Consider the following 21,340-nt stretch of genomic DNA (forward strand, 5'->3'; position numbering starts at 1 on the left):
CTTTCGTTCAAAGCGCCCCGAAAGTCCAGCCCTCCGTTGCCGCGATTTCGGGAGTGAGGCCTGCGGGCGTCCAACGCGCGTCATCGTGGGCGACGGCGCGCAGCCATGCCGCGGTGAGGAGCGCGTCGGAAGAATGATCGTCGATCGGTCCCTCTCCTGCGACGCCCGGAGAGCCCAGGGTGGCAAGTGCGGCATTGAGGTCCTCGTAATTGCGCATCTTGGCCTTGGCCGCGCTGCGACCGGCCTCGCGCGCGGCGAGGCTGGTGTAGATTTCCACCACCACCGAGCCGCGTGGCGGCAGAGGATCGACAGGCCAGACAGGCAGGTGGCCGCGCAGATGGTGGAGCATCCGCATTCCTGTAAGGCTCGACTTGCCGACCTGGGCCGCGCCGACGAGGTTGAAGTTTGAGTAGGGCTTGCACCCCATCGCCGCCTGCGCGTGCTCGGTGACGCGGAATCGCCCCCGGCCGTGCGCTGCCCCGTCGCAGCCGAAATGCGCGCCGGTATCCATTCCGTCGCGAAAGAACGGACGCAGGTCTGGATGGGCAACGAAGCTGTTGGCCCCGAGATGGTCCTCGTCCGCAGCGATCCTGTCGATCAGGTCCCATAGCGCGGGCGCGTCGGGCGGCGTGTCGGGAAGGCCGGGAAAGTAGGCTCCGCAATCGGCGAAGGGCAGTCCGATGCCGAGGTCGAGCCCGACCAGCGTATCCGCGGGTAATTCGTCGCGCAGGATCGCCAGCACGTCTGCGCGGCCCCAGCGATGCTCGATCAGGACCGGCGCCCCGCCGTCGCCATGTGCCAGCGCCAGCGCGATGCCCTTCTGCCTCTCGCCCTTCGCGCCCGACCAGTCGATGGCGAGGAAATGAGTGAACCTATTGGCGTTCACGCCGCAACTTGTCCCAGTAGTCGAGCCGCTTCCTTACCTCGCGCTCGAAACCGCGTTCGACCGGCTGGTAATAGGCTTGCGGCTCCATCTCCTCGGGCCAGTAATTGTCGCCCGAAAAGCCGTCCTCGGCGTCGTGGTCGTAGCTGTAGCCCGAGCCGTAACCGATGTCCTTCATCAGCTTGGTCGGGGCGTTGAGGATGTTCTGCGGCGGCATCAGGCTGCCGGTCTCGCGCGCCGACTTGAAGCTCGATTTCATCGCCATGTAGGCGGCATTCGATTTGGGTGCGGTGGCGAGGTAGATGCAGGCTTGCACCAGCGCCAGCTCGCCTTCCGGGCTGCCGAGGAACTCATAGGCGTCCTTGGCTGCCATGCACTGCACCAGCGCCTGCGGGTCAGCCATGCCGATATCCTCCACCGCCATGCGGATCAGGCGACGGGCGAGGAAGCGTGGTTCCTCGCCTGCGGTGAGCATCCGGGCGAGGTAGTAGAGGCTGGCCTGCACGTCGGACCCGCGCACAGCCTTGTGGAGCGCGGAAATGAGGTTGTAGTGACCCTCGCGATCCTTGTCGTAGACCGCGACGCGACGCTGGAGGAAGGCGCCGAGCGCCGCCGGGTCGAGCGGTTCTTCGATCTTCGCATTGTAGAGCGTTTCGGCCTGGTTGAGCAGGAAGCGGCCATCGCCATCGGCTGTCGCCACCAGTGCCTCGCGCGCGGCAGGAGTGAGGGGCAGCGCACCTTCAAGGTGTTCGGCGCGTTCGAGCAGCTGGTCGAGCGCTTCGTTCGCAAGTCTCTGCAGGATCAGTACCTGCGCGCGGCTGAGCAGCGCGGCGTTGAGCGCGAAGCTCGGGTTCTCCGTCGTCGCGCCGACCAGGGTCACCGTTCCGCGTTCGACGAAAGGCAAGAAGCCGTCCTGCTGCGCGCGGTTGAACCGGTGGATCTCGTCCACGAAGAGCAGCGTGCGCTGCCCGGCTTCCGCGGCCTTGTCGGCCTCGGCAAAGGCTTTCTTGAGATCGGCTACCCCGCTGAAAACCGCCGAAACGCTGGCGAAACGCATCCCCACGCTGTCGGCCAGCAGGCGCGCGATGGTCGTCTTGCCGGTACCGGGCGGTCCCCAGAGGATCATGCTCGAGAGGCGTCCCGCCGCGACCATCCGCCCGATTGCGCCCTCGGGCCCGGTCAGGTGGTCCTGCCCGACGACTTCCGACAGGTCGCGCGGGCGCAGCCGGTCGGCGAGCGGGGCATCTTCGCGCAAGGCATCGGGATCGGGTGCCGCAGGTAGGCTGTCGGGGAAGAGATCGGACATTGTTCGGCTGACATAGGACGTTCGCAGAGGATTTGCAGGCCCATCTTGTCATCGCCTCATTAAGATATATCTTAGAGCTATCGAAGATAACTCAAGGATGATTCCCATGCACAGGGCACACAAGTGGCACAAGATGGCGCGGATGGGCGGTTGGCCCTTCGCCGCCGCGATGATGTCGGGCGCCGATTTCGGCAGCGGCTTCGGTCGCGGTTTTTCGCCCGAGAACTTCTCGTTCGAATTCGGACCGCGCGGGGGCCGTCGCCGTCGCATGTTCGGCTCGGGCGAATTGCGGCTGGTGCTGCTGCACCTGCTCGCGCAGGAGCCGCGCCACGGTTACGAGCTGATCAAGGCGGTCGAGGAGCTTACCGAGGGTAGCTATTCGCCGAGCCCGGGTACGGTCTATCCGACGCTCTCGCTGCTCGAGGACGAAGGCGCGATCGCACAGGCGCAAGGCGACGAGACGCGCAAAGCCTACGAAGCGACCGAAGCTGGACGCCGCGAGCTCGAGGAGCGCGCCGGCGAGGTCGAGGCGCTGCTCGAACGGCTCGAAGGCCATGGCGAACGCCGCCGCGCCTATGCGACGCCGGAGATGTTCCGCGCGGTCGGCAACCTCGCCAACGTGCTCAAGCACCGCGCCCGGTCAGGCAAGCTCGACGAGGAAACGATCAACGAGATCGTCGACCTGGTCGATGAACTGGCGAAAAAGATCGAGCGTCTCTGAAACCTCTCTCACTTGCACCCTCGACGCGATGGTCTAGGCTCTCGCGTCGAGGGACGCATTTGGGGGAGGTTGCAACATGAGCACCGCCGTGAAATCGCCGTGGCATCTGTGGGCCGTCGGCATCATCACCCTGCTGTGGAACGCAGTGGGGATCACCAGCTACCTGATGACCGAACTGGGCAAGCTCGAAGCCCTTGGCATGACGCCGGAGCAGATTGCCTATTTCGACACGTTCCCGGCCTGGGCCATCGCCGTCTGGGCGCTCGGCGTCTGGGGTGCCTTCTTCGGATCGCTGCTGTTGCTGTTCCGCTCGCGCCATGCGGTGACTTCGCTGATCGTCTCGGTCGTCGGGCTGGTCGGAACGACGATCTTCCAGCGCGTGGTGACCGACCTGCCGGCCGACATGGAGAACCCCGGGCTCGACATCGCCATCTGGGTCATCACCCTCGGCACGCTGTGGTACGCGATGAAGATGCGCCGCGAAGGCGTGCTGCGCTGACCTACTTGCCGCGCTGCGCCATCAGCCTGAGGTAGGTGTCGAGCACCGCCTGGTTGATGGCGTCCCAGCTGTAAGCACGGGCGGCCTTCTCGCCTGCCGCGCCATGCGCGCGGCGCAGCGCATCGTCGGTGCAGTACCGGGCCAGCGCATCGGCACAGCCCTTGGCGAAAGCTTCGTCCTTGCTCGGGGAGATGAGGAAACCGGTCTCGCCTTCGGTGACGATGCTGGCCGCGCCGGTGGCTCCGGCGGCTACGACGGGCAGGCCCGACGCCAGCGCCTCGAGCGTGACATTGCCGAAAGTCTCGGTGATCGAGGGATTGAAGAATATATCCCCGCTCGCCAGCGCACGGCCGAGGTCTGCACCCGTCTGGAAACCGACAAAGCTGCCGCCCGGAAGGGCCTTCTCGAACCACCCGCGCGCAGGGCCGTCGCCGATCACCAGAACCTTGTGCGGGACCTGCCGCTTGCGCAGTTCGACCACCGTGTCGGCGAAGACGTCGAGGCCCTTTTCCATCACCAGCCGGCCGAGGAAGACGATGGCCACGTCGTCATCCGCCAGCCCGTGCGCGCGGCGCCATTCGAGGTCGCGCTTCGAAGGATCGAACACCGTCCGGTCGACCCCGCGCGACCAGATGGTGATATCCTCGTGCATCCCCTGCGCCTTGAGCTCCTCGATCTGGCTCTGCGAGGGCGCGACGAGGGCGTCGCAGCGGTTGTAGAAGCGGCGCAGGATGCCTTCTACCGCTGGCTCCAGGAAACCGAGGCCGTAGTAGCGCGGATAGGTCTCGAAGCGCGTGTGGACGCTGGCGAGGATGGGAAGCTTGTGCTGCTCGGCCCACTTCAGCGCCGCGTGCCCGGTCGGGTCGGGCGAGGACAGGTGGACGATGTTCGGCGCGAATGTCTCGAGGTCCTCGCGATTGGCCGCGGAAAGCCCCAGCGGCAGGCGATATTCGCCACGGTTCTTCACCGGCATACGGATGTTGGGAACGCCGACGAGATCGCCTGTCGGCTCGAAATCGGGCCGGTCGACCACGGGCGCGTAGACGCGCAGCGCCGCACCCTGGCGCAGCAGGTATTCGGCGAGCCGGTTGAGCGCCTGGTTGGCGCCGTCACGCGTGTAATTGTAGTTCCCGCTGAACAGCGCGATCCGGAGGTCCTTGGCTTCCATCGCGCGGGCCATAGTCGGGCGGAACCAATTTGGCGAGAGCGCGCTTGTCCCGAACAACCCACGCTTTGCAGACGCATGGCTATTTCCGATTGACTTGTTGCGCCGCAACATTATTGCCGCCGACGGGCCACGCGGTCCCAACGCCGCGCGTGCTCTCTGCAAGGAGAGACTTACATGACTGACTTGATCCGCCCGGGCAGCAAGCCCGCGCGTCCGTACTTTTCCTCCGGTCCCTGCGCCAAGGCGCCGGGCTGGGCTCCCGAAAAACTCGCCACCGATTCGCTCGGCCGTTCGCATCGCTCCAAGTTGGGCAAGGCGCGGCTGCAGTACTGCATCGACCTGATCCGCGAAGTGCTGGAGGTGCCGGATACGCACCGCATCGGCATCGTTCCAGGTTCGGATACCGGCGCGGTCGAGATGGCGATGTGGACCATGCTCGGCGCCCGCCCCGTAACGACGCTGGCATGGGAGAGCTTCGGCGAGGGCTGGGTCACCGACGCGGTCAAGCAGCTCAAGATCGATCCCACGGTTATCCGCGCCGACTACGGCGAGCTGCCCGACCTCACTCAGGTCGACTGGTCGAACGACGTGATCTTCACCTGGAACGGCACCACTTCGGGCGTGCGCGTGCCCAACGGCGACTGGATTGCCGCCGACCGCGAGGGCCTGACCATCGCCGATGCGACCAGTGCAGTGTTCGCGCAGGACATCGCCTGGGACAAGGTCGATGTGCTGACCTTCAGCTGGCAGAAGGTGCTCGGCGGGGAGGGCGCGCATGGCGTGCTGATCCTCGGCCCCCGCGCCGTCGAAAGGCTCGAAACCTACACCCCCGCATGGCCGCTGCCCAAGGTCTTCCGCCTGATGAGCAAGGGCGCGCTGGCAGAGGGCGTGTTCAAGGGCGAGACGATCAACACCCCGTCGATGCTCGCGGTCGAGGATGCGATCTTCGCGCTCGAATGGGGCAAGTCGCTTGGTGGCCTCTCCGCGATGAAGGCGCGCGCCAATGCCAATGCCGCGGCGCTCGATGCCATCGTGCAGGAGCGCGAGTGGCTCGGCCACCTCGCCTCCGACCCGGCAAGCCGATCCAACACCAGCGTCTGCCTGACGGTAGAGGGTGCCGACGAAGCGCGCATCAAGGCCATGGCCAAGCTCCTCGAGGACGAGGACGCCGCCTACGACGTGGCGGGTTACCGCGACGCCCCGGCAGGCCTGCGCATCTGGTGCGGCGCCACGGTCGAGACTGCCGATATCGAGGCACTCGGTCCCTGGCTCGACTGGGCCTACGCCGCCACCGCGTAACCTTTCTGCGCCCCGGCCGAGTGCCGGGGCCGCTTCCCCAATTTCTCCGCAAGGAAACTGACATGACCAAGCCCAAAGTCCTCATTTCGGACAAGATGGACCCCAACGCCGCCAAGATATTCGAAGAGCGCGGCTGCGACGTCGATGTGATCACCGGCGAAACCCCCGAACAGCTGATCGCCCGCATCGGCGAATACGACGGCCTTGCGATCCGTTCGTCGACCAAGGTGACCAAGGCGGTGCTCGACGCCGCGACCAATCTCAAGGTCATCGGGCGCGCAGGTATCGGGGTCGACAACGTCGATATCCCCGCCGCCAGCGCGCAAGGCGTCGTGGTGATGAACACCCCATTCGGCAACTCGATCACCACTGCCGAGCACGCCATCGCGCTGATGTTTGCACTTGCCCGCCAGATTCCGGAAGCGAACGCGCAGACGCAGGAAGGCAAGTGGCCCAAGAACGACTTCATGGGCGTCGAAGTCACCGGCAAGACGCTCGGCCTGATCGGCGCGGGTAACATCGGTTCGATCGTCGCCAGCCGCGCGCTCGGCCTCAAGATGAAGGTCGTCGCCTACGATCCCTTCCTGACCGAGGAACGCGCGATCGAAATGGGGGTCGAGAAGGCCGACCTCGAAACGCTGCTGGCCAAGGCGGATTTCATCACGCTGCACACCCCGCTGACCGACGAGACGCGCAACATCCTCAGCCGCGAAAACCTCGCCAAGACCAAGAAGGGCGTGCGCATCATCAACTGCGCGCGTGGCGGGCTGATCGACGAGGCGGCGCTGGCCGATGCACTCGACAGCGGCCAGGTCGCGGGCGCGGCACTCGACGTGTTCCAGACCGAGCCGGCCAAGGAATCGCCGTTGTTCGGCAAGCCCAATTTCATCTGCACCCCGCACCTGGGGGCGAGCACCAATGAAGCGCAGGTCAATGTCGCGCTGCAGGTGGCCGAGCAGATGGCCGACTACCTCGTCAACGGCGGCGTCACCAATGCGCTCAACATGCCCTCGCTGAGCGCCGAGGAAGCCCCCAAGCTCAAGCCCTACATGAAGCTGGCCGAAAACCTCGGCAGCCTCGTCGGCCAGCTGGCCCACGGGAACCTGACCAAGATTTCGATCGAGCGCGAAGGTGCTGCGGCCGAACTGTCGGGCAAGCCGATCGAAGGTGCGGTCCTCGCCGGCCTGATGCGCCAGTATTCTGACACGGTGAACATGGTCAACGCACCCTTCCTTGCCAAGGAACGCGGGCTCGATGTGCGTTCGGTGCGCCATGAGAAGGAAGGTGCCTACAACACCCTCATTCGCGTGACCGTCGGCACCGAAGCGGGCGACCGCTCGGTCGCCGGAACGCTGTTCGGAGCGGACGCGCCGCGCCTCGTCGAGATCTTCGGCGTCGGCATCGAAGCGGAACTCGCGGGCGATATGCTCTACATCGTCAACGAAGACGCGCCGGGCTTCATCGGTCGCATCGGTACCCTGCTGGGCGAAAACGGCATCAACATCGGCACCTTCCACCTCGGCCGTCGCCAGGCGGGCGGCGAGGCGGTGCTGCTGCTGAGCGTCGACCAGCCCATCCCGCAAGACGTGGTCAAGGCCGCTTGCGCGCTCGAGGGCGTGAAGGTGGTCATGCCGCTGGCATTCTGACCGGCATTGGGGCAGGGGGCGGCTGCTGTGACTGACCAAGACGACCTCCTGCCCGTCGGGCTCGAAGACGCGCTGCCTGCGCGGGCGCGAGCCATTACCGAAGCCATGCGTGCCGTACTCGATGCGATGGACGGCCACGGGTACGACCGCGTGCGTCCTCCGCTGGTGGAATTCGAGAAGTCGCTTGCCGGGCGCATGGAAGGCGTCGCGACGCGGCGCATGATCCGCTTCACCGACCCTGAGTCCCTGCGCACCCTTGCGCTGCGCAGCGACATGACGGTGCAGGTCGGGCGCATCGCGGCGACCGTCATGGCATCGGCGCCGCGTCCGCTGCGCCTGTGCTACGCAGGCGATGTCGCCATGCTCAAGGCCGACCAGCTCGACCCGGCAAGGCAGCGGCTGCAGCTTGGCGCGGAGCTCATCGGCAGCGACAGCGTCGCGGCGGCAAGCGAGATCGTTGGTGTGGCCATCGACGCGCTGAAGGGCGCGGGCCTGGGCAACATCTCGGTCGACTTCACGCTCCCCGACCTCGTCGACACACTGGCGGAAAAGGCACTCCCGCTCGACGTCGACAAGCGCGAGGCGGTGCGCCGCGAACTGGACACCAAGGATGCAGGCGGGCTGACTGCAGCGGGCGGCGAGGCCTATCTCCCGCTGCTCTACGCGACCGGACCCTTCGACGAGGCTATCGCCAAGCTAGCCGAAATCGACGCGGGCGGGGCGCTCGCCAGCCGCATCGCCGGCCTGCGCGATATTGCCGCGAGCATCGGCAAGCGTGCCCGCATCACGCTCGACCCGACCGAACGCCACGGTTTCGAATATCAGAGCTGGTTCGGCTTCACGCTCTATGCTGAGGGAGCACGCGGCACGCTGGGGCGCGGCGGAACCTACACGATCCGCGGCAGCGAAGAGGCGGCGACGGGCTTCACCATCTACATGGACCCGCTTCTCGAAGCACTCGGCACGCGGGCGGATGAAGCACGCAAGACGCTTTTCCTTCCGCTCGGACATGACCGCGATGCCGCTGCCCGCCTGCGCGCCATCGGCTGGCGCACGGTAGCGGCGATCTCGGGCAGTGAAGACGCGAAAGCGCTAGGCTGCACGCATCGACTTGAAGACGGTGAAACTATCGCGCTCGGGTGAGCCAACCGTTCAGTCGCCCAGGACCGCCCCGACATCGCCGATCTCGATGTCGCTCGTCATGCCCAGGTAGCGCTCGTAATACGGCTTGTGTGACGCACCGACGAGGGCGAGGACCCTTCGCCCTAGCCCGACGACCTCGCGGATGTTGGCTGCCATGCGCAAATTGCGCGTCTCCCAGTAGGCGAGATAGGCGCGGCCAGAGTTGCCCGGCAATTTCGAGCCCGCTGCCGCGGCGAAATCGCTCGTCACAGCGGCCCGTTGGCTCTCCAGCGAATTGAGCGCACGGTACCAGTCGATCAGCGGGCCGCCGTCCGCGATCGACTTCTCCCAATGCTCATGTTCCGCGGCGCGCTCCTTGACCGCCGGATTGTCCCAGATCTTGCCCATTTCCTCGCCATAGACCTGGTTGTCGACCGGGCCCGATGCAGCTTCGCCGGTGTGGTCGTCGACCGGAAACACCCGCTCCAGCCCGAGCCGGACGGCGAGCGGGGCCGCGATGGTGGCGTTCTCGTTGCGCGAAGCCATGCGTTTGCTCAGCAGGTCCACCAAGACTTGCGGCAGGGAGGCATCCTCGTGACGTTCGACCGGGGGCAGCCGCAGCCACTGGACCAGCGCCGAATCCGCTTCGCCCGCGGCGAGGAACAGGCCGGCGAGGCGCCTGCGGACCTCGGGCGCGCGATCCTGTGCCGGTTGCGCGAGTATCTCGGAATAGGCCTTTTCAGCCTCCGGCCCGGTCAGCCCCAGCGCCTCGCGCGCCGGTGCCGGGTCGAAGCAATAGTTCGCGGCGACCTCGGGATATGCAAATTCGTAGGTCCGCAGGTAATCGCATTGGGCGCCCGACATTGCCTCCACCGCTATTGCCTGCGGAGCCCAGGCAGCGAGCCGCGCCAGCAGGGGGTCGAAGCGTGTGCGGTTGAAATCCGCGGGCAGGTACGAAAGATGGGCGGTGCCGAGAACCAGCACCTCGCTGCGGTCGCCGCGTTCCCTGGCTGCCTTATCGGCAATTTCGACGGGCGAAGGGTCCGGAGCCGCGAGGCAAGCTTGCGAAAACAGGGACGCGACGATCGCAACGGCTTGAAAGGTCAGGCGGAAATGGGACATCGGGGAACTCCGTGACTGTATTGCGCGAATAAGACGCCACTGCCGGTCCCTGTCAACAGCGCAGGCCTTTGCCGATCCCGAGAAAAGGCCAAATAAGTGGTGCTGGCCTCGTCGGTGGGCGGGGATCGAAAGCTTGTGGCGATGGAGTGCGCTAGGCGGGAGCGGCAACCCACTTCGGGTGCTTTTCCATGATCGCGGCAAACAGCTCCGACCCGTTCAGCCGGTCGAGCCATGAGCGGACACGGGGAATATCCTGCGTCGCGAACCAGCCCTTGTCGTGATGCGCGAACTGGCGGACGAAGGGGAAGGTGGCGATGTCGGCGAGGCCACGGGTGTCGCCACAAAGGTAGGCTTGGTGTCCGAGCCTTTCATCGATCTCGACGAGGTGCGCGAGGCATGCCGCACGATGGCCGAGCGGGTCCGCATCTTCGTACCGCGTGTGGTACTTGTAGCGATCCAGGTGGTGCTTGAAGGACCCGTCATTGGCCGCGAGCAGGTCCGGATCGTCGCGTTCCAGCCAGCCTTCTGGGTCGTTCTGCCCGAGCGCCCAGCGCATGATGTCGATACTTTCTTCGAGTACCTTGCCATCGGCGCTGACCAGGACCGGAACGGTGCCCTTGGGCGATGCTTCGAGCATCTGCGCAGGTTTGTCGCGCAGGACGACCTCGCGGTGTTCGTATCCGATGCCGCTCGCATGCAGCGCCATCCGTGCCCGCATCGCATAGGGGCAGCGGCGGAAACTGTAGAGTATCGCCTCAGCCATCGGCCTTCTTGTCGTGCCGCGCCCCGACATGCTCCTCGCCACGCGCTGCGGCGAGGGCCTCCTGCCGCTGGCGCTCGGCATAGCGGGCGCGCTGTTCGTCGGTGCGGCTGTCTATGCAGTGGGGGCAGCTGACCCCCTCGACAAAGCTCTCCTGCGCCATGTCCTCGGGCGACAGCGGCATGCGACAGGCGCGGCACAGCGAATGGTCGCCCACGGCGAGGCCATGGCCCACGCTGACGCGCTCGTCGAAGACGAAGCACTCGCCTTCCCACATACTTTCTTCGGCGGGGACGTGTTCGAGGTAATTCAGGATTCCGCCCTTGAGGTGGTAGACCTCGTCCAGCCCCTCCGCCCTGGCAAAAGCGGTCGATTTCTCGCAGCGAATGCCGCCGGTGCAGAACATCGCGACCTTGGGCGACTTCCCTTCCGCCTCCAGCTCCGCACGGCGGGCGCGGAACCACTCGGGAAATTCGCGGAAGCTCTTGGTCTTCGGGTCCTCGGCTCCGCGGAAAGTGCCGATCGCGACCTCGTAGTCATTGCGCGTGTCGATCACGATGGTGTCCGGGTCCGAGATCAGCGCGTTCCAGTCCTCCGGCGCGACATAGGTCCCGACCCCCGCCAGCGGATCGAGGTCCGGTTCACCCATGGTGACGATCTCCTTCTTCAGCCGCACCTTCATGCGGTGGAAGGGCTGGTGCCCGGCGCGCGATTCCTTGACCTCGATCGCTGCGCAACCGGGCAATTGGCGTATGTGAGCCAGTGCAAGCTCTATGCCATGGTCTACACCGGCTATGGTCCCGTTGATCCCTTCGCGCGCAAGCAGCAGCGTGCCGCGCACGCCGTTTTCCTCGCACAGCGCGAGCAGTGCCGGCCTCAGCGCGGCGGGATCGTCGAACCGCGTGAACTGGTATAGCGCGGCTATCCGGAAGGGAGCATTGTCGGACACGGCGGCGCCGTTAGCACCGCCGTCGCCCTTCCGCTAGTTTGCGAACCGCGCTGCCAGCCAGGCATCGACCACCGGCGTCGCAGGATAATCTGCTTCGCCCAGCCTGCGGTTGATCTCTGCATGGCCCTTGAGCCCGCGGCCGTCGAAACCCTGCACCTTCGCGCTGGTGCCCGCCTTGCGCAAGGCGGCCCCCAGCTGTCGCGACTGCTCTGTGCCGTCGCGACGCTGGACGTGGAGGATGAGAAAGTCGGGGGCATTGGGCGCGGCTGAGTGCACGGTCGGGGAAAGCGCCTTCTGCCGCTCGGGATCGGTGCCGAAGGCCTGCTTATATGTCTCGCCCATCAGGCGCGCATTCTCGTCCATCTGCGCGGGCACATCATAGGCCGCCCCGTCGAGCGGCAGGACACCGTCGATATCGCGATACGAAAGGCCGGCCTTGCGCAGGTAGGTGGGGTCGGTCCCCACCAGCGCCACGAGATGTGCGCCTGCGCTGTGGCCGACTAGGACGAGCCTTTCGGCATCATAGCCCAGCCGCTTCGCGTCGCGCTTGAGCAGCGCAACCGCATCGGCCACGTCCTGCGCCTGCTGTTCGACCGTTGCATCGGGCACGAGACGGTAGTTGACCGAGGCGACCGCATATCCGAGCCCCTGCCAGTGCGAGAGCTTGGCCGATCCCTTCATCATCGACTTGTCGCCGCGCTTCCACCCGCCGCCGTGGACGAAGACTACCAAGGGCGCGCCCCTGACCGTGCCGGGCCAGACATCTACCTTCTGCAACCTGTCAGTTCCGTAAGCGAGTTCGGCGGGCGCGGGCGAGCGCTTGTCTGCGGCAGATGCGACTACACTGCCGCCGATGAGGCCCAGGACCAACAGGGAAGCAATCACGGGTCTTTTCATGGCGAAATACTCACGCAAGCGGCTCGATACAGCCATGCCATTTTCGGGTATAGGAATTCCAGTCGCGGATTGTCCCGGTTTGTCGCGACAGTTCGCTTGCCCTCGCGGGCCTGAAAGCCTAGGCGCGCACGCGTTTGTGTCAGTCTGACAGGCAGGTTTCCCGCATATGGCCAATGTTACCGTGATCGGCGCCCAGTGGGGCGATGAGGGCAAGGGCAAGATCGTAGACTGGCTCGCCAGCCGCGCCGATGCCGTGGTCCGCTTCCAGGGCGGCCATAACGCGGGCCACACGCTGGTGGTCGGCAACACCACCTACAAGCTGTCCCTGCTGCCCTCAGGCATCGTCACCGGCACGCTCAGCATCATCGGCAACGGCGTCGTGCTTGATCCTTGGCACCTCAAGAGCGAAATCGAAAAGCTCGAAGGGCAGGGCGTCGAAATCAACGCCGACAATTTCGCCATCGCGGACAATTGCCCGCTGATCCTCCCGATCCACCGCGATCTCGATGGTTTGCGTGAGACGGCAGCAGGATCGGGCAAGATCGGCACCACCGGTCGCGGGATCGGCCCGGCTTACGAGGACAAGGTCGGCCGCCGCGCGATCCGGGTGTGCGACCTGGCCCATCTCGACCAGCTGGAACCGCAGCTCAACCGCCTTTGCGCCCACCACGATGCGCTGCGCGCCGGTTTCGACCAGCCGCCGGTCGACCGCGAGGCGCTGCTCGCCGAACTGCGCGAAATCGCGCCCTTCGTGCTGCAATACGCGCAGCCGGTTTGGAAGCGCCTCAAGAAGGTCCGCAAGGCCGGCGCCAAGGTCCTGTTCGAGGGGGCACAGGGCGTGCTGCTCGACGTCGATCACGGCACCTATCCCTTTGTGACCAGTTCGAACACGGTGAGTGGCACCGCAGCTAGCGGGTCGGGCCTGGGGCCGAATTCGACCGGCTTCGTGCTCGGCATCGTGAAGGCCTATACCACCCGCGTCGGCAGCGGTCCGTTCCCGACCGAACTCGACGACGACACTGGCCAGCGCCTCGGTGAGCGCGGCCACGAATTCGGCACCGTCACTGGGCGCAAACGTCGCTGCGGCTGGTTCGACGCCGTGCTGGTGCGCCAGAGCTGCGCCATCAGCGGCGTGACCGGCATCGCGCTGACCAAGCTCGACGTGCTCGACGGGTTCGAGAAGGTGAAGATCTGCACCGGCTATCGCCTCAATGGCAAGATCATGGACTATTTCCCTTCGCACGCCGCCGATCAGGCGAATGTGGAGCCGATCTACGAGGAAATGGACGGCTGGCAGGAAACCACTGCCGGTGCGCGTTCGTGGGCCGATCTCCCGGCGCAGGCGATCAAGTATATCCAGCGCGTGCAGGAACTGATCGAAACGCCCGTGGCGCTGGTTTCGACCAGCCCCGAGCGCGAGGACACCATCCTCGTGCGCGATCCGTTCATGGACTGAGGCGAATTTCGCGATAGGATGGCGGGGTGAGGCATCTCGTCGCAATCCTCCTCTGTGCAATCATCGGCTGTTCGCAGCCTTTGCCGCAGGCGCGTGCCCAGCAGGCGCAAGCCGGGGAACAGGCTGAGCTGTTGCTGGTCGACAAGTCGGAGCGGACGCTGTGGGTCTATCAAGACGGAAAGCCCATCCGCACGTACCGTTCGCTCCAGTTCGGCGATGCGCCGGTGGGTCACAAGCAGTTCCACGGTGACGAGCGCACGCCGGAGGGACGCTACACGATCGACTACGGTAATCCGCAATCGAGCTATTACCTGTCGCTCCACATAGACTACCCCAATGCGGCGGACCGTGCCTTTGCGCAGCGGAGAGGGCGCTCGCCCGGGGGACTGATCTTCATCCACGGGCAGCCCAACGGCGTCCCGGATGGCGTTCGCATACCGGGCGACTGGACCGACGGTTGCATTGCTCTCTCCAATGCCCAGATCGCGGAGCTCTGGAGCTTGGTGCCCGACGGCACGCCGATCGAGATTAGGCCCTAGTCGCGCCCTTCTTCTAGCATCGCGACCTGAAGCTGGAGGCGCTTAACCTCGCGCAGGACGGTTAACATATTCATCCGGCTGAACAGCCAGTCCTTGAGGAAGCCGGTCGACATCACCAGCACCACTGTTCCTGTCGCCCAGAGGATCGTCTCGCGCGTGTCGGTCGCTTCGAACATCTGCCAGATGCAATAGAACATCAGCCCTGCCATCACGAAGGTCATGGCGAAGACGAACTTTGCCCAGCCGCCCAGAGGGCCACCGAGGCTGTCGCCCAGCTGCGTGAAGAGGCCGCGCGAATTGTCGAGGCTGGCGAGGAATGCCTTGTCGTCCTCGTCGAGGGCCGCGTGGATGCGTTCGTCTATGGTCGTCATGTGACGTCTCCTTGGGGATTTTCGGCCAACACCTGCTTCAGTCGGCGCCGGGCGTGGAACAATCGGGTCTTGGCAGTGCCGAGCGGCACCTGTTGGACCTCTGCGATCTCGGCGAGAGTCAGCCCCTCGACGAAGAATAGTTGTGCCGCCAGGCGCTGGTTCGCCGGCAGAAGTGCGAATGCCTGGCGGATCGCGATGCCGTCGTCGGTCTGTGAAACTGACCCGGGTTCGGTCGTCATCTCGCCGGACGAGGATCGAATTGCCTGCCGGGCACGGATGCGATCGACGCACTTCCGGTGGAGGATGCCGAAAGCCCACGGGGCGAACCGTGCCGGGTCGCGCAGCGTGCCAATTCCGCGCAGGATTGCGAGCCAGCATTCCTGCACGGCAACGCGGGCAAGTTCATCGTCGGCGAGAAGCCTTCGCGCAGTCCGGGCGAGGCGGGGCTGCCATCGCGCCGCCAAACGCTCCGCGGCAGATCTGTCGCCGGCTTGTACGAGCGTCACCAGAAGCTCATCGAATAGCCTCGCAGCATCATTGGCATGGCGACCTTGACCGATCATGCGCAAATAGTCGCAGGGACCCGGCCGAAGGTTCAATCGTGTCAGCAGATTTTGCACGATTTCTTGACACGATCCGTATTTGTTCTCATCCTGTTCGCAACTTTCTGGTGAGGAGCGCGAATCGATGCAGGCCGATTTTCTGTATGATGCGGCTGAGGACGGGGCTGGTTGCCAGCTTGGAGTCACGGTCCTGGCGGATCGTGCGCATATCCGTGGCGAGTTGCGTGACGACGCCGAAGCCGCAGGCTTCCGCATCCTCCATTCTTGCTCTCTGGAGGAATACGCGCGCGGTGCGATCACTGCACTTGGTGATGTCGTCCTCATCGATTGCGCGGAGGATTCGGCCCAGTCGATGGCAATGCTGGCGCGACTGGACATGCGCGCGGGCAAGGCGGGGGCACAGATGGTCGTGTCGACCACGATGGGCGCTCTTGATGCCGTGTTCGGCTGCTTTTCCTTTTCCGCTCCGCAGATACTTGTCGATCCGTGCCGTTCGGAACGTGTGATCGCGATCGGGCGCGTGCTCGCCCATGTTCCGAACCTGCGGCTGCGCGAATTGGGAGAAGAAGACCGGCTGATGCTGCTGCGTCTGACCGAACAGGTCGGCAGGATCGCGGAACGGCTTGAGAAACTGCCGGCCGGCCAGCGCGCCGGGGGCGGTGCGTTCAGGTTCGAGTCTCCCTCGCAGGGCTGGCATGCCGAAGGCGATGAGTACACGATCGCGCCCGCGCAGTCGCAGCGCCCGCGACTTCCCGAAGCATCGTTTATCCGGCGCATTATCCGTCAACGACAGGCAAGGGCACGGTTCTTCGATGGCGAGCTGTTCGCCGATCCCGCATGGGACATTTTGCTTGATCTTTCGGCTGCTCGAGCGGAACGCTGCCAGGTGTCGGTGACCTCACTTTGCATTGCTGCAGGCGTCCCGGCGACCACCGCGTTGCGCTGGATCAGCCAGATGGTCGATGCGGGATTACTGATGAGAGTGTCCGATCCACATGACCGTCGTCGGGCCTATATCGCCCTTGCCGATGCCAGCGCAGACGCGATGGCGCGATACTTTGCGGAAGTCGGCGCGGATGGAAGCGTACCGGTCCTCGCCTAGTTCCTCGACCAGGTAACCGAGGTATCAGCTGGCGTGCCAGTAATCCTGCATTAGTTCGCTTGCCCAGTCAGGTTGGCGATGCTCGCCGCGAGGCTGGAATTCCCGCATTGCCGGCTTGATATCGAGGACAGGTGTTCCATCGATGGCATCGAGCCCGGCGACTTCGAGCTGGGTACCATGGATCGCGAGTATCTGGCAGGTGGTGAGTCCGATCCTGTTGGGGCGGTTCTTCCCGCGCTGCGCGAAGATGCCCACCAGTGGCCAATCGCTGCGATTACGCGGATGGCGTGCGCCCTTCTCAATCTTTTGCGGAGCAACCTGGTCAAAGAGGAAGATGATTTCGGCATGGCTGAAATCGTCCAGGCCGGCGAGGGCTTCGGGGCCGAATTGCGTGTCGTCGAGTTCGATCGTCGCGCGTTCCTTCGCCCAATCATCGTCAACTGCCATCGAGCGACCACCCCGAACATGGCCAATGGGTTTGACGATGTAGTCCATGGTGCCTCGCTTTCAGGTGCGCAGGATGACGGTGAGGCCCTCTTCCGGCGGGTCGCAGGGCAGCTTGCGCCGAAGGGCATCGGCTCGCGCCCGCTGCAGGATCGTGACGGGAACCCCTTCGTCATGGATGACCGTGTCGGCCATGCCGAGGAGCCGCGCTTGCCGCAGCGTCAGGTCTTCCGGGTCGTCGCTGGTGAGGGTCAGATCGACGATGCGGTCGCTCCCTACGCTAGCGTTGCCAGCGAGCCACTCGGCGACACGCTCGGCTCCTCCCGCAGCCAGAGGGTCGAGCGCACCATTCTCACCCAAGGCCTCGTCAAGCGCCTGGCGGCGATGCGCAGCGTCGGGAAAACGGCTGCGAAGCGCCGATCTCGCCGAGTTGAGCGCATTCGCAAGCTCGCCCAGTGTCTGTGGCAAGAAGCGTTCCAGCCGCAGCCGCAGGTGCTTGGCCAGGCCCGCGGATGCCCCGCCGGTACTCACAGCCACCAGCACGGGGTCGCGGTCAAGCACGCTCGGCAGGGTGAAGTCGCAGAACTCCGGCCTGTCTGCGACGTTGACCAGCAGGCCAGCGCGCTTGAGGCGCAGGGCGGTCGCTTCCGCAGCCTTAGGATCGTCCAGCGCGACAAATGCCAGCCTTGCGTGATGCGCTTCGGTCTCGCCGCAGGGTATGCCGCCGGCACGTTCGACCAGTCGTGCCTTAGCCTCTACCATGTCTCCTTCGCCGACCACAACCACGCGGCTGCCCGCGATGCGGTGGAAGAGCGGCAGTGAATGCATCAGAGCAGCCACTCCGGCACGCGCTCGGCGTCCATGATGGCGCTTGCCGCAATCCTGTCCGCGACCACGGCAAACTTGTCGCCGTCGACCAGAACCTCGGCAATAAAGCCGCGCGAGTTGTACGACGATGCCATGGTCGCACCATAGGCACCCGCTGTGCGGAAGACGGCGAGGTCGCCTGCGCCGAGTGCGTCACACTCCCGGTCCATGGCAAAGGTGTCACCTGTCTCGCAGATCGGTCCGACGATATGCGCGGTCATGCGCTCGCCCGTGGGTTCGACAGCCTCGAAATCATGCCACGCGCCGTACATCGCAGGGCGAGCCAGGTCGTTCATGGCCGCATCGACCACGACGAAGGGCGGCCCGTTACCACTCCGCTTGGAGCGGATGACGCGGGTCAGCAGGATACCCGCATTGCCCGCGATCACGCGTCCGGGTTCGAACATCAGGCGGACGTCCCAGCCTTTGGTGACGCGCGCGACCATGGCCCCGTAGTCCGCCGGAGATGGCAGCACCTCGCCCGCCTTGTAGGGGACGCCCAACCCACCGCCCAGATCGGCGTGGGTAACGGAAAAGCCGGCGGCCCTGATTTCGCCGATCAAAGCACCGACCTTGCCGAATGCGGTCTCCAACGGTTCGAGATCCGCCAGCTGGCTCCCGATGTGCACGGCAATGCCGCGCATCTCGATGCCCTCTTCGCTTGCGAGGCGCGCATAGATCTCTGCCGCTCGGTCCAGCGGGACACCGAACTTGTTCTCGCGCTTTCCGGTGGAGATCTTCTCGTGCGTACGGGCATCGACATCAGGGTTGACCCTGAGGGCACATGCGGCCGTCCGACCATGCCTCCGCGCAATTGCCGCGAGCTCGTACCCTTCTTCCTCGCTCTCGATATTGAACTGGCCGATGCCTTTATCGAGACCCTGAAGCAGTTCGGCATGGGTCTTGCCGACGCCAGAGAAGACTATGTCCTCCGGCTTCATGCCGGCGGCTAGCGCACGGTTCAGTTCGCCCCCCGAAACGACGTCTGCACCATAACCCTCGTTCGCAAGGACCTTGAGCACGGCCAGATTGGGATTCGACTTCACGGCAAAGGCGATGTGCGGGTGATCGAGGGCCGAAAGCGCATCACGGAAAACGCGCGCGTGGCGCTCCAGCGTGGCGCGCGAGTAGACGTAGACCGGCGTGCCAACCTCTTCCGCTATCCGCGGCAGGGGCACGTCTTCGGCATGCATGACGCCATCACGTATCTGGAAATGGTCCATGGTCAGCGCCCCTGCCCAAAGGAACGCGCCACGTCGAGCAAGGCTTGCTTGACGGGCAAGTAGTTACTCGGGCGGCAGGTCGAATGGGTCGTCTTGGCGTTCCTCGGACCGCGTGCGCAGCTCGACACTGCGGTCGGGCGCCGCCTGCGGATCGACAGCCAGCAGATCGGCCGAACTGGGTTGGACCTCGGTCCCGTAGGGTGCCGGCGGCAGTGATGCACCCTTGGCCGGGGTAAGGTCGGCCTTCTGGCCACAGGCGGCCAGCACGCAGGCAAGAGCGAGGAGAGCCAGATTCTTCATTCAGTCGTCCATTCCCAGAGCCTTGCGGGCTTCAGCCACACGCGCTTCTACCTGAACGGGTGCGGTCCCGCCATATGAGGATCGCGATGCGACCGAAGCATCGACCGAGAGTGCCTTGTACACTCGTTCGTCGATCCGCGCGTCGATTGCCTTCAGCACATCGAGGGGTAATTGATCGAGCGCGACGCCATCGGCCTCGGCGCGTTTCACTGCTGCCCCTGTGATGTGATGCGCCTCGCGGAAAGGAATATCCGCCTCGCGTACCAGCCAGTCGGCCAGATCGGTCGCAGTCGCATATCCGAGTTCGGCGGCGTGCCGCATGCGCGACGTCACGAAAGTCGTGTCGGCCACCATGCCGGTCATCGCGGCAATGCTGAGCGCGAGCAGGCCCGCTGCCTCGAAAACCGGCGGCTTGTCGTCCTGCATATCCTTCGAATAGGCGAGGGGAAGGCCTTTCATCGTGATCATCAGTGCGGTCGCGCAGCCGATGACGCGTCCCGCGTGGCCGCGCACCAGCTCGGCGGCGTCGGGGTTCTTCTTCTGCGGCATGATCGAGCTGCCGGTCGACAAGGTGTCGGGCAGTTTGACGAAGCCGAAGGGCTGGCTGGCCCAGATGATGAACTCCTCCGCCAGGCGGCTGAGATGCAGCGCGCAGGCGCTTGCTGCCATCAGGTAGTCGAGCGCGAAATCGCGGTCGGACACTGCGTCGAGGCTGTTGCGCGTGGGCCTGTCGAAGCCGAGCGCTGCGGCCGTAGCATCGCGGTCGATGGGAAAGCCCGTTCCGGCCAGCGCTGCGCTTCCCAGCGGGCTCTCGTTCATGCGCCGCCGCGCATCGGCGAAGCGGCTGCGGTCACGTGCAATCATCTCGTAATAGGCCATCAGGTGGTGACCGAGGGTCACGGGCTGCGCAGTCTGCAAATGGGTGAAGCCGGGCATGATGCTGTCGGCGTGCTCTCCAGCGCGCATCACGAGCGCGCGCTGCAAGGCCTCCAGCCCGGCATCGGCCTGGTCCATTGCGTCGCGCACCCACAGGCGGAAATCGGTGGCGACCTGGTCGTTGCGACTGCGCGCCGTGTGGAGACGTCCTGCCACCGGGCCGATAAGTTCGGCAAGCCGGCTCTCGGTCGTCATATGGATATCTTCAAGGTCCCAGTTCTCGGGTACCCCGTCGCGCTCATACTCTGCGGCGACTGTGTCCAGACCGGCGGAAATGGTTGTCGCGTCCTCGGCACTGACGATGCCTTGTGCGCCGAGCATTGCCACATGCGCCTTGGATGCAGCGATATCCTGACGCCAGAGCGCCTTGTCGAAAGGGATCGAGGCGTTGATTTCGCGCATGATCGCGCTAGGTCCCTCGGCGAACCTGCCGCCCCACATGGCATTGGAGCCCGAATTGTCCCGCTTGTCGCTCACGCTTGCTGTCGTCCTTGGCCTGTCAGTTGCCGCCTGCGATAGGGACGCACCGGACAAGGCGCAAGAAAGCAGCGCTAAACCCGCGCCAATGGGCGAGATCGACCGAAACCAGGCAGGAGCGCTGATGCCTGCGACGACTTTAAGGAATCTCGAAGGGCGCGAGCTAAACCTCGGAGCACTCCAGGGCACACCCGTGCTTGTAAACCTATGGGCGACCTGGTGCGCGCCTTGCGTCAAGGAGCTCCCGCTGATCGATGCACTGGCATCCGACTACGACGATCGCTTGCACGTCATCACGGTGAGCCAAGACGCCAAGGGAGCAGAAGTGGTCGGACCGTTCTTTGCAAAGGGTGGGTATCGCTACCTTGAATCCTGGATGGATCCGGAAGCGAACCTAGGCTTTGCGCTGGGCGGTGGCTCGCTTCCCATGACCGTGCTCTACGACGCGTCTGGCCAAGAGGTCTGGCGCGTGACCGGCGATTTCGACTGGTCGAGCGAGGAGGCGAGGGCGGCGATTGAGCAGGAACTGCTGGCCGACTGATCCATCGACGGGGCATGATCCCGGAAACCCGATTGATCGGACCGGCACGGGCACGTAGCTATTGTTCATGGGCGACCTGCGGCTTGGCTTCACTCGCAAATTGCTGACGACCTTGGTCGTTCTGCTTGCGCTGGCATGGGCAGGGGCCA

23 protein-coding genes are annotated in these 21,340 nt (G+C 65.0%); 9 read left to right on the plus strand and 14 right to left on the minus strand.

Annotation, left to right across the window (positions count from 1 at the left end; genetic code table 11):
- Window positions 1-7 precede the first annotated feature (7 nt).
- Window positions 8-886, minus strand: a complete 879-nt coding sequence (locus IRL76_RS02335; protein ID WP_200982795.1) for a hypothetical protein — start codon at window positions 884-886, stop codon at window positions 8-10.
- The gene (locus IRL76_RS02340; RefSeq protein ID WP_200982797.1) at window positions 873-2,189 is read right to left on the minus strand and encodes a replication-associated recombination protein A; all 1,317 of its coding nucleotides are present in this window, start codon (window positions 2,187-2,189) and stop codon (window positions 873-875) included. Before IRL76_RS02340 ends, IRL76_RS02335 begins: the two co-directional genes overlap by 14 nt.
- Window positions 2,190-2,295: 106 nt before the next feature.
- Here IRL76_RS02340 and IRL76_RS02345 point away from each other — a divergent pair, with 106 nt between their 5' ends.
- Both IRL76_RS02345 and IRL76_RS02350 read left to right on the plus strand, forming a co-directional pair.
- The gene (locus tag IRL76_RS02345) at window positions 2,296-2,910 is read left to right on the plus strand and encodes a PadR family transcriptional regulator (RefSeq protein ID WP_246449928.1); all 615 of its coding nucleotides are present in this window, start codon (window positions 2,296-2,298) and stop codon (window positions 2,908-2,910) included.
- 76 nt (window positions 2,911-2,986) lie between these two features.
- A complete protein-coding gene (locus IRL76_RS02350) occupies window positions 2,987-3,409 on the plus strand; it encodes a hypothetical protein (protein WP_200982799.1) in 423 nt (140 codons plus the stop codon).
- 1 nt (window position 3,410) lies between these two features.
- Here the strand turns inward: IRL76_RS02350 and IRL76_RS02355 are convergent, their stop codons facing one another.
- Window positions 3,411-4,577 carry a glycosyltransferase family 4 protein gene (locus IRL76_RS02355; RefSeq protein ID WP_200982800.1) on the minus strand — a complete coding sequence of 389 codons (1,167 nt, stop codon included), beginning with the start codon at window positions 4,575-4,577 and terminating at the stop codon, window positions 3,411-3,413.
- Between the two features lie 174 nt (window positions 4,578-4,751).
- Here IRL76_RS02355 and IRL76_RS02360 point away from each other — a divergent pair, with 174 nt between their 5' ends.
- From IRL76_RS02360 to IRL76_RS02370, 3 genes are all read left to right on the plus strand, one after another.
- Window positions 4,752-5,876 (plus strand): phosphoserine transaminase, encoded by a 1,125-nt coding sequence (locus IRL76_RS02360; RefSeq protein ID WP_200982801.1) that lies wholly within the window; start codon window positions 4,752-4,754, stop codon window positions 5,874-5,876.
- Window positions 5,877-5,938: 62 nt separating this feature from the next.
- Entirely contained in the window at window positions 5,939-7,522 is a 1,584-nt protein-coding gene (gene serA, locus IRL76_RS02365) for a phosphoglycerate dehydrogenase (protein WP_200982804.1), read from the plus strand.
- A 27-nt stretch (window positions 7,523-7,549) separates the two neighbouring features.
- The gene (locus IRL76_RS02370) at window positions 7,550-8,665 is read left to right on the plus strand and encodes an ATP phosphoribosyltransferase regulatory subunit (RefSeq protein WP_200982806.1); all 1,116 of its coding nucleotides are present in this window, start codon (window positions 7,550-7,552) and stop codon (window positions 8,663-8,665) included.
- Window positions 8,666-8,674: 9 nt separating this feature from the next.
- Here the strand turns inward: IRL76_RS02370 and IRL76_RS02375 are convergent, their stop codons facing one another.
- From IRL76_RS02375 to IRL76_RS02390, 4 genes are all read right to left on the minus strand, one after another.
- Complete coding sequence (locus tag IRL76_RS02375; RefSeq protein ID WP_200982808.1) at window positions 8,675-9,766, minus strand: DUF5694 domain-containing protein; 1,092 nt, start codon at window positions 9,764-9,766, stop codon at window positions 8,675-8,677.
- Between the two features lie 151 nt (window positions 9,767-9,917).
- Window positions 9,918-10,529 carry a glutathione S-transferase gene (locus IRL76_RS02380; protein WP_200982810.1) on the minus strand — a complete coding sequence of 204 codons (612 nt, stop codon included), beginning with the start codon at window positions 10,527-10,529 and terminating at the stop codon, window positions 9,918-9,920.
- Window positions 10,522-11,475 carry an oxygen-dependent tRNA uridine(34) hydroxylase TrhO gene (gene trhO / locus IRL76_RS02385; RefSeq protein WP_200982812.1) on the minus strand — a complete coding sequence of 318 codons (954 nt, stop codon included), beginning with the start codon at window positions 11,473-11,475 and terminating at the stop codon, window positions 10,522-10,524. Before trhO ends, IRL76_RS02380 begins: the two co-directional genes overlap by 8 nt.
- Before the next feature lie 33 nt (window positions 11,476-11,508).
- A complete protein-coding gene (locus IRL76_RS02390) occupies window positions 11,509-12,372 on the minus strand; it encodes an alpha/beta hydrolase (RefSeq protein ID WP_200982814.1) in 864 nt (287 codons plus the stop codon).
- 166 nt (window positions 12,373-12,538) lie between these two features.
- Between IRL76_RS02390 and IRL76_RS02395 the strand changes: the two genes are divergently transcribed.
- On the plus strand, window positions 12,539-13,828 hold the full coding sequence (locus IRL76_RS02395) for an adenylosuccinate synthase (protein WP_200982815.1): 1,290 nt from the start codon (window positions 12,539-12,541) through the stop codon (window positions 13,826-13,828).
- A gap of 26 nt (window positions 13,829-13,854) precedes the next feature.
- Complete coding sequence (locus tag IRL76_RS02400; RefSeq protein ID WP_343072318.1) at window positions 13,855-14,367, plus strand: L,D-transpeptidase family protein; 513 nt, start codon at window positions 13,855-13,857, stop codon at window positions 14,365-14,367.
- On the opposite strand, the gene IRL76_RS02405 is transcribed toward IRL76_RS02400, so the two are convergent.
- Together IRL76_RS02405 and IRL76_RS02410 are read right to left on the minus strand one after the other, a co-directional pair.
- The gene (locus IRL76_RS02405) at window positions 14,364-14,738 is read right to left on the minus strand and encodes a DUF6768 family protein (protein ID WP_200982817.1); all 375 of its coding nucleotides are present in this window, start codon (window positions 14,736-14,738) and stop codon (window positions 14,364-14,366) included. The two genes, IRL76_RS02400 and IRL76_RS02405, sit on opposite strands and share 4 nt — an antisense overlap.
- The gene (locus tag IRL76_RS02410) at window positions 14,735-15,301 is read right to left on the minus strand and encodes an RNA polymerase sigma factor (protein WP_200982819.1); all 567 of its coding nucleotides are present in this window, start codon (window positions 15,299-15,301) and stop codon (window positions 14,735-14,737) included. Before IRL76_RS02410 ends, IRL76_RS02405 begins: the two co-directional genes overlap by 4 nt.
- A 124-nt stretch (window positions 15,302-15,425) precedes the next feature.
- Between IRL76_RS02410 and IRL76_RS02415 the strand changes: the two genes are divergently transcribed.
- Window positions 15,426-16,403 (plus strand): helix-turn-helix domain-containing protein, encoded by a 978-nt coding sequence (locus tag IRL76_RS02415; RefSeq protein ID WP_200982821.1) that lies wholly within the window; start codon window positions 15,426-15,428, stop codon window positions 16,401-16,403.
- Between the two features lie 24 nt (window positions 16,404-16,427).
- On the opposite strand, the gene IRL76_RS02420 is transcribed toward IRL76_RS02415, so the two are convergent.
- The 5 genes from IRL76_RS02420 to argH form a co-directional block, all read right to left on the minus strand.
- On the minus strand, window positions 16,428-16,898 hold the full coding sequence (locus tag IRL76_RS02420; RefSeq protein ID WP_200982823.1) for an SAM-dependent methyltransferase: 471 nt from the start codon (window positions 16,896-16,898) through the stop codon (window positions 16,428-16,430).
- A 12-nt stretch (window positions 16,899-16,910) separates the two neighbouring features.
- On the minus strand, window positions 16,911-17,675 hold the full coding sequence (locus IRL76_RS02425) for a precorrin-2 dehydrogenase/sirohydrochlorin ferrochelatase family protein (RefSeq protein ID WP_200982825.1): 765 nt from the start codon (window positions 17,673-17,675) through the stop codon (window positions 16,911-16,913).
- Complete coding sequence (gene lysA / locus IRL76_RS02430) at window positions 17,675-18,937, minus strand: diaminopimelate decarboxylase (protein WP_200982826.1); 1,263 nt, start codon at window positions 18,935-18,937, stop codon at window positions 17,675-17,677. The genes IRL76_RS02425 and lysA overlap by 1 nt, the downstream gene beginning before the upstream one ends.
- A gap of 63 nt (window positions 18,938-19,000) precedes the next feature.
- A complete protein-coding gene (lptM, locus tag IRL76_RS02435) occupies window positions 19,001-19,237 on the minus strand; it encodes an LPS translocon maturation chaperone LptM (RefSeq protein WP_200982828.1) in 237 nt (78 codons plus the stop codon).
- Window positions 19,238-20,614: an argininosuccinate lyase gene (gene argH, locus IRL76_RS02440; RefSeq protein ID WP_200984142.1), complete on the minus strand. Its 1,377-nt coding sequence runs from the start codon at window positions 20,612-20,614 to the stop codon at window positions 19,238-19,240.
- A 124-nt stretch (window positions 20,615-20,738) separates the two neighbouring features.
- Between argH and IRL76_RS02445 the strand changes: the two genes are divergently transcribed.
- The gene (locus tag IRL76_RS02445) at window positions 20,739-21,191 is read left to right on the plus strand and encodes a TlpA family protein disulfide reductase (RefSeq protein WP_246449930.1); all 453 of its coding nucleotides are present in this window, start codon (window positions 20,739-20,741) and stop codon (window positions 21,189-21,191) included.
- Window positions 21,192-21,340 lie beyond the last annotated feature (149 nt).

The organism is Qipengyuania soli (assembly GCF_015529805.1).
In the GTDB taxonomy this organism is placed as follows: Bacteria; Pseudomonadota; Alphaproteobacteria; order Sphingomonadales; family Sphingomonadaceae; genus Qipengyuania; species Qipengyuania soli.

Bases quoted from the DNA above. Each gene is read 5' to 3' on its own strand.
- IRL76_RS02340 (WP_200982797.1), bottom strand. From the start codon at position 2,189: ATGTCCGATCTCTTCCCCGACAGCCTACCTGCGGCACCCGATCCCGAT.
- IRL76_RS02345 (WP_246449928.1), top strand. From the start codon at position 2,296: ATGCACAGGGCACACAAGTGGCACAAGATGGCGCGGATGGGCGGTTGG.
- IRL76_RS02350 (WP_200982799.1), top strand. From the start codon at position 2,987: ATGAGCACCGCCGTGAAATCGCCGTGGCATCTGTGGGCCGTCGGCATC.
- IRL76_RS02355 (WP_200982800.1), bottom strand. From the start codon at position 4,577: ATGGAAGCCAAGGACCTCCGGATCGCGCTGTTCAGCGGGAACTACAAT.
- IRL76_RS02360 (WP_200982801.1), top strand. From the start codon at position 4,752: ATGACTGACTTGATCCGCCCGGGCAGCAAGCCCGCGCGTCCGTACTTT.
- serA (WP_200982804.1), top strand. From the start codon at position 5,939: ATGACCAAGCCCAAAGTCCTCATTTCGGACAAGATGGACCCCAACGCC.
- IRL76_RS02375 (WP_200982808.1), bottom strand. From the start codon at position 9,766: ATGTCCCATTTCCGCCTGACCTTTCAAGCCGTTGCGATCGTCGCGTCC.
- IRL76_RS02380 (WP_200982810.1), bottom strand. From the start codon at position 10,529: ATGGCTGAGGCGATACTCTACAGTTTCCGCCGCTGCCCCTATGCGATG.
- IRL76_RS02390 (WP_200982814.1), bottom strand. From the start codon at position 12,372: ATGAAAAGACCCGTGATTGCTTCCCTGTTGGTCCTGGGCCTCATCGGC.
- IRL76_RS02395 (WP_200982815.1), top strand. From the start codon at position 12,539: ATGGCCAATGTTACCGTGATCGGCGCCCAGTGGGGCGATGAGGGCAAG.
- IRL76_RS02405 (WP_200982817.1), bottom strand. From the start codon at position 14,738: ATGACGACCATAGACGAACGCATCCACGCGGCCCTCGACGAGGACGAC.
- IRL76_RS02410 (WP_200982819.1), bottom strand. From the start codon at position 15,301: ATGATCGGTCAAGGTCGCCATGCCAATGATGCTGCGAGGCTATTCGAT.
- IRL76_RS02415 (WP_200982821.1), top strand. From the start codon at position 15,426: ATGCAGGCCGATTTTCTGTATGATGCGGCTGAGGACGGGGCTGGTTGC.
- IRL76_RS02420 (WP_200982823.1), bottom strand. From the start codon at position 16,898: ATGGACTACATCGTCAAACCCATTGGCCATGTTCGGGGTGGTCGCTCG.
- IRL76_RS02425 (WP_200982825.1), bottom strand. From the start codon at position 17,675: ATGCATTCACTGCCGCTCTTCCACCGCATCGCGGGCAGCCGCGTGGTT.
- lysA (WP_200982826.1), bottom strand. From the start codon at position 18,937: ATGGACCATTTCCAGATACGTGATGGCGTCATGCATGCCGAAGACGTG.
- lptM (WP_200982828.1), bottom strand. From the start codon at position 19,237: ATGAAGAATCTGGCTCTCCTCGCTCTTGCCTGCGTGCTGGCCGCCTGT.
- argH (WP_200984142.1), bottom strand. From the start codon at position 20,614: ATGTGGGGCGGCAGGTTCGCCGAGGGACCTAGCGCGATCATGCGCGAA.
- IRL76_RS02445 (WP_246449930.1), top strand. From the start codon at position 20,739: ATGGGCGAGATCGACCGAAACCAGGCAGGAGCGCTGATGCCTGCGACG.